Origin of the sequence: Caldicellulosiruptor acetigenus (assembly GCF_026914305.1) — a bacterium.
Taxonomy (GTDB): Bacteria; Bacillota; Thermoanaerobacteria; order Caldicellulosiruptorales; family Caldicellulosiruptoraceae; genus Caldicellulosiruptor; species Caldicellulosiruptor acetigenus.
Genome location: NZ_CP113866.1, coordinates 950,749 through 962,337 on the forward strand (window position 1 = coordinate 950,749; position 11,589 = coordinate 962,337).

Genomic DNA, 11,589 nt, shown 5'->3' on the forward strand with positions numbered 1-11,589 from the left:
TAAACATAGAAGCCATTACTCAACTTTGTTAAAGTTATCAATATTTTCAGGCGAATCAACAATGATAGTCTTGAAGTTATCATAAATAACAAAACCTGGCTTGGTTTTGGGTGGTTTTTTTACATACTTTACAAAGGTATAGTCAACCGGCACTTTTGTTGAATGCTTGGCTTTGCTAAAGTAGCTTGCAAGAAGTGCAGCTTCAATCAAGGTTGTTTGCGGGACTTCTTTGTTGTTTGTTCGAATTATAACATGAGAGCCGGGAATCTTTTGGGTGTGAAGCCAGATGTCATGGCTTGAAGCAAATTTTAGGGTGAGAAAATCATTCTGCAGGTTGTTTCTTCCCACATATATGTCAAATCCATCTGAGCTGATAAAGTGGTGAGGTTTTGATTTTTGATTTTCTTTTTTCTTTTGCTGACCTGCATTTTCTGCCTGAGTTTTGATATAACTTTCTTTTTCTAACTCTTCTTCAATGCTCAAAAGGTCTTCTATTTCTTGGCTTTTTTCAAGCAGTGCTTCTAAACTTTGCAGAAATTCAAGTTCTTTCTCAATTTCGGCAATTTCATTTTTAGCATACTCTTCAGCTTTTTTGAGCTTATTGTAAAGCTTATAATACCTCTCAGTATTCTGTTTCAAATCTTTGTCTTTTTCAAGCGGAATTTTTATGGTAGACAAATCTTCACTGTAATAATCAATAACTTCAACAAAATCCTCATTTGTTTCTCTGAGCTGGTAAAGATTTGCTAAAATTAGGTCACCATATTTTCTGTAAACCTCGGCATTTTTAGCCTCTTGTATTTTTTGAATATTCTGCTCATATTTTTGGCTCAGCTTCTTTATATTTTGTTCTATAACCTTCTGAAGATGTTGACGTTTCTCAATAAATACTGTGTATTGTTCTTTTTTAAAATAGTATTCGTCTATACACGAATTTAGATTTGGAAAGTGTTTTTTGGGGTAAGCAGTGTAACATTTCAAGTCGATAGCATAAAAGTCTACAACGTTTCCTTTTTCAGTATAGAGTGTTGGAAGTATCTCCCCTTTTTCGACTATACAATATAATAATTCTTTTAAAGAATCAAAAATCCTTTTAATTGTATCCTCATTTTCAAGACTTTTTTCAAAAACTTGTGCACGCAAGATAACTTCATTCGCAAATTGTTTGCTAATTCCTGAAAGATTGTCGGTCAGTATATTTTCTGGACTTTTGTTTGAGGATTTAAAAAAAGAGGCAAATTCTTCAAATGAAACTTCAATAGGATTTTTCTTTGTCAAAACTGGCGGCAATGTGTATTTGACTCCAGGTAAAATTGGTCTTGGTGAGTCTTCGAATGATAGCCTTTTTATCGCATCAATAATTTTGTAATTGGAATCTACCAAGAATATATTGCTGTGCCTTCCCATCATTTCAAATATGATATACTTTGTCTCAATGTCACCCAGCTCACTTTTTGTCTCAAACTCTATCTTCAAAATTCTTTCTAACCCTTCCTGATAAATTCCGACAAGCCTTGCACCGAGCAAGTTCTTGCGCAAAATCATACAGAAGTTTGGAGCAACTTCTGGGTTTTTCTTTTGCCTTGGTGAAATATATATCCTTGGCAAAGAAGGATTTGCAGAGATAATCAGTTTTTTTGTACTGCCAAATTTGTAGACATAAAGGTTTACCTCAAACTGATTTGGCTGATATATTCTCTCAACTTTGCCATCCACAAGCTCCGAAATTAACTCTTTTTTAAGAGCACTTAAAACAACTCCGTCAAATGGCATTTTTTAGCTTCCCCCATTGTTGCAGATGTTCTTCTGCTGAAAAGATTGGCTTTTATCTTCTACTGATTTGAGAGCAAACAAAAATCCCAAAAACAGCCAGAAATATGTTGTCATCATTGGAACTTCAAAGATGTTTTCAACCACGTTGTGCAGCAAGACTGTTGCAAGACCAATGAGCACTCCGCTTGCTATATTCTTAAGTTCTTTTGAGCGCAGATGTTTTACAGTTCTTGCAGCAAGCAAAAGCCCTACTATAAACACCAAAATCATTAAACCTGCTCCAATGATTCCCATTTCAACAGCACTTTTAAGGTAGAAATTATCAACGTAAAATGCATTGGCTATATTTCTCTTTGCAACCGCACCGCCAAATCTTCCAAATCCAACACCAAAGAGAGGATGCTGTGTCAAAATCTCATATGCTTTTGTCCAACGGGCAATTCTTCCTGCCCTTGCGCTGCTTTTGGCATACTCAGAGCTTAGCATATAAAGCACCCTCATCACAATTGAAGGTGCCAAAATAGGGACTGATACAAAGATGGCAAAGAGAATGCCCAAAACTTTTTTGTCTATGAAAAAACCAAAAAGAAGCATTGAAAACAAAAATGCAAGCCATGCTCCTCTTGAAAATGTAAACCCAAGGCAGGCAATCATCGAAATCAACACAACCGAATAATAAATTCTCTTTTTAATATTTTTCTCATAAAGCACATATGGAAGTACAAACGGGATTGACATTGCCAAAAGACTTCCAAGGACATTTGGACTTCCTATAATTGAAAACACCCTTGTTCTTATATACGTTTCTCTACTGCTATCAATCCAGCTTGAGGGTATTTCAACACCAATAATATACTGGTATATACCGTAAATGGATATTATGAACATCATCAGGATGAATATTGTAATAATCCTTTCAAACTGCTTTGCGTCTTTTAAAAGCCACAATCCCACAAAGAACCATAAGGCATACTCTGCGTATACTCTAAACCCTTCTATTGCTATTCTCATATCAGGCGAATTTTTGAACAGCAAAAATACACAAACAAGTAAGAAGACCAAGACGTACACATCTAATGGAGAAACCCTCAAACTTGATTGATTTTTTATAATTGACTTTAAAAACAGCGCAAAGACAATTATCAAAAATAGCGCTTCATCCCACACAGAAGCAAAACCGCTTAAAATAGAAAGTTTTCTGAAAAGAAAATCCACAAAAGCATAAAGTACAACACCCCACAAGAGTTTTGAAGGGTCTTCTAACATTATTAGCACAAGCAAAAACAGACCAAGCGTAAGTATGCCAACTTTTACAGAGATTAAGCTGCTAATAATTCCTAACAAAAGCATCAAAAAAGAGGTAATATATAAAGTTTTCTTTTCAGCCATCCTATTTCACCTTTCATAAATCTATTTTTCAGGCAAAAATGTCTTTAAAGAACCTGATAATTATACTGTCTTTTGAGAACTTCCTCATGGCATCTTGAATGAAGAAGAAATTTAGCAGTAGCAAAATGGCCCATGGCAGTAGACTTTTTATTGAGAGAGCGCCTTTTACAATTTTTCCAGCTATAAAGCCAGTGTAGAAGATAAAAGCGTAAAGAATGCAGAAAAAAGCAGGTTTTTCTTTCATAAATCTTATCTGTTCACGGACAACATAAACCAAAAAACTGTGTGACCACAAACTTTCTGAGGATAAAAGTACCCGATGTATACTATTTATAATCTTGCTATAAAAGTTCAAAAGAGTCCTAAAGAAAAGAGATTGTTGTATGTAGTCTTCTTTTGTTTTTTTTCTTACAAGTTCGAAGACTGCTGAGTATCTTGAAAGATAAAATAGCTTGGAAACAAGCTCATATATTCTGCTCTCCTTTAAATATCTTGCTAATAACAAAGCCAATTTGTAAGAATAACTTTCTTTAATCATGTTTCCACCAGCCCTATTCTTTTACAATTTTCACTCCAGTTACAACTCCAACAAGTTCTGTAGTTCTTGTCTTTACATAAAATGTCTTTCCAACTCTGACTGTCTGCTTGTCAAGCTTTATTGTTGCTCCTTGCAAAGTTACGTAGCCATAGATAGTAAGATAGACATCTTTCTTGTATGGGTGGGTTGCGACAACAACTTTGCCGTCTGTTGATGTTCTTTCATATATTCCATCTTTTATTTGAATATCCTGAATGTATGATTTTGTCAAAGTGTCGCCAGTTACCAAATAATCGTTTTTGTGAAGAGACTGAGCCATAACAGGGTCAGCGAGAGGAATTTTTACATTGATGATTGCTTCGCCCGGCTTGATTTCCACAAATTCATCCTGCGGAGTATTTTCGGATGATTTTGCATGTGATGAAATCTTTGCAAACCCTACCCATGCAATTGCTACAATCAGCACTATCAAGATAAGGTCAACAATGTTAATAATTCCAAATAGTCTTCCTTTTTGGTCCACTATTTTCATATTTATTTCTCCCTCCACAACAATAGTTTATCAAGACCATAGTATTACAAATTACTGAGCTTGGTCAAGAGATATTAGAATTTTTTGTTGACTGCACTGCCAGAAATATTGTATCTTAAGATTTGTAAAAAGAGTTTCAAAAAAATTACTGAGGGACTGAGAAAAGATGATAGATATAATTTGTTTTTCAACAACGCCATGGGACCCTATACCAACACGAAAACAACAGATAATGAAAAGAATGCCACAAAACTGTAGAATATTTTATTTAGACCCACCTGTGACCTTGATAGGTCCATTAAAAGACCCCAGTTTGAGACCTTACCTAACAAGATTTAGAAAGTCTCCAAAAAGAATAAAAGAAAACCTTTTTGTATTTGCTCTGCCACCTATTATTCCTTTTTATAACAAGAAAAGATCTATAAATAAGTTAAATCAAAAAATGATAGCAAATTTTGTAAAAGAAGTTATCTATCAAAACTTTGATTTAAAGTCACCTATAATATGGACCTACATGCCAAACACTGTTGATCTTCTTGAACATCTTTCTTACAGTTTTTTAGTTTACGACTGTATAGACAAACATTCAGAGTTTCAAGGGTTTATTGACAAGGCTTTGGTTGAGAGCATGGAAGATGAGCTTGCTCAAAAGAGTAATGTAGTTTTTACAACAACCCATGGATTATATAATAAACTTAAGCCATTAAATCCTAACACATATCTTGTGCCAAACGGTGCTGAGTTTGAACACTTTAATAAAGCTTCAAATAAATTGCCTGTACCCGATAAGATGAATAATATACCCCGTCCTATCTTTGGCTTTGTAGGTGTTATCCACACATGGATAGACACTCAGCTTATAGAATATTTAGCAAGAGAAAAAAGAGAGTGGTCTTTTGTTTTAATAGGACCTGTGGGTGCTGGTGTGAGTGTAGATAATTTAAAGAAGCTGAGCAATGTTTATTTGCTTGGAAGGATTGATCACAGGGATTTGCCGCAGTATGTTTCTCAATTTGATGTGTGCTTGAACTTATTCAGAACAAACAAGCTCTCAGAGAATGTAAGTCCGCTAAAATTTTATGAATATTTGGCAACTGGAAAACCAATTGTTTCAACTTCTATGCCTCAGGTAGAAGAATTTTCTGATGTTGTATATATCGGCAAAAACTATGAAGATGTGCTTGAAAAATGCGTTCAAGCTCTGCAGGAGGCACAAAATCCTAATATTGAAAAGATAGAAAAAAGAATAGAGTATGCAAAGCAAACCTCCTGGGATAGCAGAGTAGCTCAAATTATTGATATACTAAAGAGGGAAGGGATAGATATTGAATAGCGTATGTGTAATTGGACTTGGGTATGTTGGTCTTCCACTTGCTCTTTCGTTTGCAATGAAGGGTTATAAAGTCTTTGGTGTTGATAGCAACGAAAAATTGATTGAGGAGCTTAAAAAGGGAGTGACTCACCATTTAGAAAGTTACAATGGAAAGACTATACAGGAGATTTTAAAGGAACAGCTTGAGAATGGGAACTTTGTTCCAATGGTCGATTACGAAGAGGCACTTGAAAATGTAGACGATGTAATAGTCACGGTACCAATACCTGTTTATGGAGGAAGACCTTACTTTGATTATCTAATTTCTTGCGCTAAAGAGATAAGCAAAAATTTGAGAAAAAATCAACTAATACTTTTGCGATCAACCGTTGTTCCGGGTACAACAAGAAATATATTTCTACCGATATTAGAAGAGAGTGGTTTGAAATGTGGAGAGGACTTTTATTTAGCCTATGCCTCAGAAAGGATTGCAGAGGGGAAGGCTTTTGAAGAGTTTGAAAATATGCCTACTGCTTTGGCGGGATTTTGTGAAAATAGTGCAAAAAGAGCTGTTGATTTGATTAAGGTGATTTGTAAGGAAGAGATAATTGTTGCATCGTCGTTTGAGGTTGTTGAGACAGCAAAGGTGATAGAGAATCTGCAAAGGGATATAAATATTGCGATGGTAAACGAGTTTGAGAGATTTACAAAGGCGATGAACCTTGATATATTTGAAGTAATAAAGGTTGCAAACACTCACAAAAGGGTAAATCTCTTGTATCCTGGGCCTGGGGTTGGAGGATTTTGCATTCCTAACGCATTTTATTATTTAGATGCAAAAGCACAGGAGCTGGGTGTTGAGCTCAAACTCTCAAAAACAGCAAGAATGTTCAACGAAGGTATTCCTAATTATATCTCCGACCTTGTTATGAAGACTATTGAAAAACACAAATGTCCAAAAAAGGTTGCAGTGCTTGGTATTGCGATGAAAGATTACTCTTCTGACGATAGGCTCAGCCCAGCTATTGAGATAATTAAAATCTTACAAGCTCGAGGCGTTGAGGTTAAAGCGTTTGACCCTGCGGTAAAAACCGAATATGATTTTAAAGTCAGCAGCTTGCAAGAGGCTTTGAAAGATACACAGCTTGTTTTGATTTTAGCAAAGCAGCATGGGATAGAATTTGAAAAGATTTTTGAGTATATTCCACCTTCTCAGGCAATTATTATTGACACACGAAATGTATTTTCTTACAATGATGCAAAAGAAAAAGGATTTGTGCTGGAAAAGATATAAAGAAAAAGAGGTCATGGCAACTTGCCACGACCTCTTTTTTTGGATATAGACCTTCAAAATAAAATTTGGGGGGTTTTGCAGATATGATTATATAAAAATTTTAGTAAAAAAACAATATTGTCTTGTTATTAATATTAACCTGTGCTATAATATTGTCGGCTTTGTAAAAAAGCAGAGTCGGAAATCTTCGGTGGAAGGCATAAAAAGCCTTCTTATTATCCGGCTCGAAGAAAAACCGAATTGAGGGAGGTAAGACAAATGCCAGTTTTAACAATGAAACAGCTTCTTGAAGCAGGTGTGCATTTTGGTCACCAGACACGCAGATGGAATCCCAAGATGGCTGAGTACATCTTTACTGAGAGAAATGGTATTTATATTATTGACCTTCAAAAGACAGTAAAGAAAATGGACGAGGCTTATGAGTTTGTAAAGTCTCAGGTAGCAGAAGGTAAGATTGTGCTCTTTGTTGGGACAAAAAAACAAGCTCAAGAGACAATCAAAGAAGAAGCAGAAAGATGCGGAATGTTTTATATCAATCAGCGATGGCTTGGTGGACTTTTGACAAACTTCAGAACAATCAAGACAAGAATTGAGAGGTTAAAAGAGCTACAGCGAATGGAAGAAGACGGCACATTTGATGTTCTGCCAAAGAAAGAAGTAAATCTCTTGAGGAAAGAAAAAGAAAGGCTTTTGAAGTATCTTGGTGGTATTCAGAATATGCCACGCATTCCCGACATTCTGTACATTGTTGACCCAAGAAAGGAAAGAAATGCTGTGCTTGAGGCAAGAAAGCTTGGGATTCCGATAGTTGCGATTGTTGATACAAACTGCGACCCTGACGAAATTGACTATGTAATTCCTGGAAATGATGATGCAATCCGTGCTGTAAAGCTCATCACATCTAAAATTGCAGATGCTGTGATTGAGGGAAGAGAAGGTGAACAGTTTACACCTGCTACAACTTCATCTCAAGAAGCTGACAAAGAGATTGAACAGGCGGAAATAACAGTTGATGATGGTATAGATGAAGAATAATATGTTTTTTATCAAACAATTGTAGGAGGGATTTTTCATGATTACTGCTGAGATGGTGAAGGAGCTCAGAGAAAAAACAGGTGCTGGTATGATGGACTGCAAAAAGGCTTTAGAAGATGCCGGCGGCGATATGGACAAGGCAATAGAGCTTTTGAGAGAAAGAGGTCTTGCAAAGGCTGCAAAGAAGGCTTCACGTGTTGCAGCAGAAGGTATTGTTGAAAGCTATATCCATGGAAATGGCAGAATTGGTGTTTTGGTAGAGATAAATTGCGAGACAGACTTTGTTGCAAGAAATGAGGAGTTTAGACAATTTGCAAAGGACATTGCTATGCAGATTGCAGCAGCAAATCCAAAGTATGTTTCAAGAGAAGAGGTTCCCCTTGATGTAATTGAAAAAGAAAAGGCAATTTTAAGACAGCAGGCTTTGAATGAAGGAAAACCAGAAAATGTTGTTGATAGAATTGTTGAGGGTAGGCTTGAAAAGTTCTTTGAAGAGGTTTGCTTGCTTGAGCAGCCTTGGATTAAAAACCCTGACATGAAAATAAAGGATTTGCTTACAGAAAAGATTGCAAAGATTGGAGAAAATATTGTTATAAGAAGATTTGCAAGGTTTGAAAGAGGAGAAGGAATTGAAAAGGCTGCTTCCTGCTAAGATTTTAAATATGGCAGTGGAAGGGAACACTATTTTATTGAAAGTGGTGTTCCCTTTTTTTGAGCAAAAACTCTTGATATGCGGGCATCTTTGTTTGTAAAATATTATCGTAAAGAAGGAGAAGATAAAAATGGTTAAGCCAAAGTACAAAAGGGTAATATTAAAATTAAGTGGTGAAGCTTTGGGTGGTGAAAAGGGTTTTGGAATTGACTGGCAGGTTGTTGAAACCATCTGTGAAGAGATTGAAAAGGTAAGGGAGCTTGGAGTGGAAGTTGCTATTGTGGTTGGTGGCGGCAACTTCTTCAGAGGAAGAAGTGCTGAGCACATAGACAGGGCAACAGCCGACTATATGGGAATGCTTGCAACTGTTATTAATTCACTTGCACTTCAGAGCATTCTTGAAAAAAGAGGTATTCCGACAAGAGTGCAGAGCGCAATCGAGATGAGACAGATTGCAGAACCGTACATCCGGCGACGAGCAATTCGCCACTTGGAAAAGGGCAGGGTTGTGATTTTCGCATGTGGCACAGGCAATCCTTTCTTCTCAACAGACACTGCAGCAGCTTTGCGTGCTGCTGAGATTGACGCAGAGGCAATACTACTTGCAAAAAAAGTAGACGGTGTCTATGACAGTGACCCGAAGAAAAATCCAAATGCTAAAAAGTATGACTTTATCACTTACTTAGATGTCATCAATCAGCGGCTTGAGGTTATGGACTCAACAGCAACATCTATGTGCATGGACAATGAAATTCCTATTGTGGTGTTTGAACTTGCAAAAGGAAATATTCTCAAGGCTGTTATGGGCGAGAACATAGGAACAATTGTAAATGTAAAGGAGGCAAAGTAAAATGGCAGAGCCTATTCAGGTTGCAGAGGAGAAGATGAAAAAGGCAATTGAGACTTTGAAAGAGGAGTTTGCAACGGTCAGAGCAGGAAGAGCAAATCCTCATATTCTGGACAAGGTGATGGTTGACTATTATGGCGTTCCAACTCCCATTCCCCAGGTTGCAAGCATAACCGTTCCCGAAGCGAGAATGATTGTTATCCAGCCATGGGAAGCAAGGATGCTCAAAGAGATTGAAAAAGCCATTCAAAAATCTGACCTTGGAGTAAACCCAACAAATGATGGAAAGGTTATAAGACTTATTTTCCCTGAACTCACAGAAGAAAGAAGAAAAGAGCTTGTAAAACAAGTCAAAAAGATGGCTGAAGATGCAAAGGTGGCAATTAGAAACATAAGAAGAGAGGCGCTTGATGAATACAAAAAAATGAAAAAGAACAATGAGATTACAGAAGATGACCTCAAAGACGCCGAGGAGGATGTCCAGAAGCTTCACGACAAATACATAGAACAGATTGAGAAACTTTTGAGCGCAAAGGAAAAGGAGATTATGGAGGTATAAGATTTTCCAGTTGCAGAAGTTCAGGTTTTGGCGGGGGTTGCAACCCCGTTATTTTTTTAATCGATAAAAAGGAGCATGAAGGCAGATGTTTGAATTTTTGAAAAGAAAAAAAATAAAAATAGACAAGGAAAAGATGCCACAGCACATTGCAATCATTATGGATGGAAATGGCAGATGGGCAAGAAAGAGAGGTCTTCCGCGTTCGGCGGGGCACAGGTTTGGTGCGCAGAAGCTAAAAGAGATAGTGCTTTTTGCTGATGAAATAGGATTAAAGTACCTTACAGTTTACGCTTTTTCAACTGAAAACTGGAAAAGACCTAAAGAGGAAGTTGACAATCTTATGAACCTTTTGAGAGAGTTTTTTGATACAGAGATAGAAAACCTCATAAACAAGACCCAGATAAGAATCAGGGTTATAGGGGATATTTCAAAGCTTGATGAAGATATTCAAGAGAGAATTGTAAGTGCTGAAGAAAGAACAAAAGACAAAAGAGGGCTTTGTGTTGTTATAGCTTTGAATTATGGTGCAAGACAGGAGATAATAAATGCGGTAAAAAATTTGGCTTTGGACATAAAGAGTGGTAAAATTGATATCGAAGATGTTGATGAGAACCTCTTTAAAAAATACCTTTACACAAGGGATATCCCTGATCCTGACCTTTTGATAAGACCAAGCGGGGAGATGAGGGTTTCAAACTTTCTTTTGTGGCAGATATCATATACAGAATTTTGGTTTTCAAATGTCCTGTGGCCAGACTTCAAAAAGGAGCACCTTTTAAAAGCTATCGAAGACTATCAAAAGAGAGAAAGAAGATTTGGCGGTGTTAAATAGCTTTTTTGGAGGAAATAGGATGAAACAGAGGATAATCACTGCTATCTGGGGAATAGCGTTGGTAGCTTTAGCAAACTTTCTTGGTGGTATTTGGCTGAAGATTTTTGGTGCTCTTGTTGCAGCAGTTGCTTTGTATGAATTTTTCAATTTGTTTAGAATAGAAAGATATATGCTGTATTTGAGTATAGCATTGAGTTTCTTTGTTATTTTTAGCAATTATAGTATTAACAATAAAATATTGTTTTTATTTGTGCTTCTTTTTCTACTTGCCCTCATAGAAAGCTTTAAAAACAGGATAGCTTCACAGAGTATAGTTTATGTGCTATTTTCTTTTATTTACATAGTTTTTCCCATTTTATTTTTAGTGTTACTTAGAGGATTTGAAAATGGGAAAAAGCTAATATGGGTCCCTTACATTGTGTGCTGGCTTTCAGACACTTTTGCGTATTTTACTGGTCTTGCTTTTGGCAAAAGAAGAATATGGAGTAATATAAGTCCTAAAAAGAGTTTGGAAGGTTTTTTGGGGGCAATGATTGGGGGTATGGTTGCTGTCTGGTTTTACCAGTTTGGACTTTCGGTCAAAAATTTTGATTTGTCAACCCTGCTGCTTAGCACTGCAGAAGGTATGATACTATCTATAATTGCACACACAGGCGATTTGTTTGCTTCAATGCTAAAAAGACAGCAGCAGAAAAAGGATTTTGGATCTATTTTGCCAGGTCACGGCGGTGTGCTTGACAGGTTCGACAGTTTAATTATGGTTACACCAATAATCTATTTTCTTGCAAAATTTGGATTATTTTAATAATTGCATTTAAAGGAGCGA

The 11,589-nt window shown here is 36.5% G+C and carries 12 protein-coding genes; 8 read left to right on the forward strand and 4 right to left on the reverse strand.

Annotated elements, in window-relative coordinates:
- Positions 1-15: 15 nt before the first annotated feature.
- The 4 genes from OTK01_RS04505 to OTK01_RS04520 are packed head-to-tail and all read right to left on the reverse strand — an operon-like array spanning position 16 to position 4,232.
- The gene (locus OTK01_RS04505; RefSeq protein ID WP_029227932.1) at positions 16-1,773 is read right to left on the reverse strand and encodes an Rqc2 family fibronectin-binding protein; all 1,758 of its coding nucleotides are present in this window, start codon (positions 1,771-1,773) and stop codon (positions 16-18) included.
- A 3-nt stretch (positions 1,774-1,776) separates the two neighbouring features.
- Positions 1,777-3,162 carry an O-antigen ligase family protein gene (locus OTK01_RS04510; RefSeq protein ID WP_029227931.1) on the reverse strand — a complete coding sequence of 462 codons (1,386 nt, stop codon included), beginning with the start codon at positions 3,160-3,162 and terminating at the stop codon, positions 1,777-1,779.
- Positions 3,163-3,190: 28 nt separating this feature from the next.
- Entirely contained in the window at positions 3,191-3,700 is a 510-nt protein-coding gene (locus OTK01_RS04515; protein ID WP_029227930.1) for a hypothetical protein, read from the reverse strand.
- 13 nt (positions 3,701-3,713) lie between these two features.
- Complete coding sequence (locus tag OTK01_RS04520) at positions 3,714-4,232, reverse strand: DUF4330 domain-containing protein (protein WP_029227929.1); 519 nt, start codon at positions 4,230-4,232, stop codon at positions 3,714-3,716.
- A gap of 166 nt (positions 4,233-4,398) precedes the next feature.
- On the opposite strand from OTK01_RS04520, the gene OTK01_RS04525 reads away from it, so the two are divergent.
- The 8 genes from OTK01_RS04525 to OTK01_RS04560 all read left to right on the forward strand — a co-directional run bounded on the left by OTK01_RS04525 (position 4,399) and on the right by OTK01_RS04560 (position 11,568).
- Positions 4,399-5,565 (forward strand): glycosyltransferase, encoded by a 1,167-nt coding sequence (locus OTK01_RS04525; RefSeq protein WP_029227928.1) that lies wholly within the window; start codon positions 4,399-4,401, stop codon positions 5,563-5,565.
- Complete coding sequence (locus OTK01_RS04530) at positions 5,558-6,838, forward strand: nucleotide sugar dehydrogenase (RefSeq protein WP_029227927.1); 1,281 nt, start codon at positions 5,558-5,560, stop codon at positions 6,836-6,838. Before OTK01_RS04525 ends, OTK01_RS04530 begins: the two co-directional genes overlap by 8 nt.
- 258 nt (positions 6,839-7,096) lie before the next feature.
- Complete coding sequence (gene rpsB, locus OTK01_RS04535; protein ID WP_013432200.1) at positions 7,097-7,873, forward strand: 30S ribosomal protein S2; 777 nt, start codon at positions 7,097-7,099, stop codon at positions 7,871-7,873.
- Positions 7,874-7,910: 37 nt separating this feature from the next.
- On the forward strand, positions 7,911-8,525 hold the full coding sequence (gene tsf, locus OTK01_RS04540) for a translation elongation factor Ts (protein WP_013402854.1): 615 nt from the start codon (positions 7,911-7,913) through the stop codon (positions 8,523-8,525).
- A 130-nt stretch (positions 8,526-8,655) separates the two neighbouring features.
- A complete protein-coding gene (gene pyrH / locus OTK01_RS04545; protein ID WP_014042748.1) occupies positions 8,656-9,375 on the forward strand; it encodes a UMP kinase in 720 nt (239 codons plus the stop codon).
- 1 nt (position 9,376) lies between these two features.
- Positions 9,377-9,931: a ribosome recycling factor gene (frr, locus tag OTK01_RS04550; RefSeq protein ID WP_013290906.1), complete on the forward strand. Its 555-nt coding sequence runs from the start codon at positions 9,377-9,379 to the stop codon at positions 9,929-9,931.
- Between the two features lie 85 nt (positions 9,932-10,016).
- On the forward strand, positions 10,017-10,763 hold the full coding sequence (locus OTK01_RS04555) for an isoprenyl transferase (protein ID WP_029227926.1): 747 nt from the start codon (positions 10,017-10,019) through the stop codon (positions 10,761-10,763).
- A 19-nt stretch (positions 10,764-10,782) separates the two neighbouring features.
- Positions 10,783-11,568, forward strand: coding sequence for a phosphatidate cytidylyltransferase (locus tag OTK01_RS04560; protein ID WP_029227925.1), 786 nt, complete (start codon positions 10,783-10,785; stop codon positions 11,566-11,568).
- Positions 11,569-11,589: the final 21 nt, after the last annotated feature.

Excerpts from the sequence above, each read along its gene's own strand:
- OTK01_RS04515 (WP_029227930.1), bottom strand. The coding sequence starts at position 3,700 with ATGATTAAAGAAAGTTATTCTTACAAATTGGCTTTGTTATTAGCAAGA.
- OTK01_RS04505 (WP_029227932.1), bottom strand. The coding sequence starts at position 1,773 with ATGCCATTTGACGGAGTTGTTTTAAGTGCTCTTAAAAAAGAGTTAATT.
- frr (WP_013290906.1), top strand. The coding sequence starts at position 9,377 with ATGGCAGAGCCTATTCAGGTTGCAGAGGAGAAGATGAAAAAGGCAATT.
- OTK01_RS04510 (WP_029227931.1), bottom strand. The coding sequence starts at position 3,162 with ATGGCTGAAAAGAAAACTTTATATATTACCTCTTTTTTGATGCTTTTG.
- OTK01_RS04525 (WP_029227928.1), top strand. The coding sequence starts at position 4,399 with ATGATAGATATAATTTGTTTTTCAACAACGCCATGGGACCCTATACCA.
- rpsB (WP_013432200.1), top strand. The coding sequence starts at position 7,097 with ATGCCAGTTTTAACAATGAAACAGCTTCTTGAAGCAGGTGTGCATTTT.
- tsf (WP_013402854.1), top strand. The coding sequence starts at position 7,911 with ATGATTACTGCTGAGATGGTGAAGGAGCTCAGAGAAAAAACAGGTGCT.
- OTK01_RS04520 (WP_029227929.1), bottom strand. The coding sequence starts at position 4,232 with ATGAAAATAGTGGACCAAAAAGGAAGACTATTTGGAATTATTAACATT.
- OTK01_RS04555 (WP_029227926.1), top strand. The coding sequence starts at position 10,017 with ATGTTTGAATTTTTGAAAAGAAAAAAAATAAAAATAGACAAGGAAAAG.
- OTK01_RS04560 (WP_029227925.1), top strand. The coding sequence starts at position 10,783 with ATGAAACAGAGGATAATCACTGCTATCTGGGGAATAGCGTTGGTAGCT.
- pyrH (WP_014042748.1), top strand. The coding sequence starts at position 8,656 with ATGGTTAAGCCAAAGTACAAAAGGGTAATATTAAAATTAAGTGGTGAA.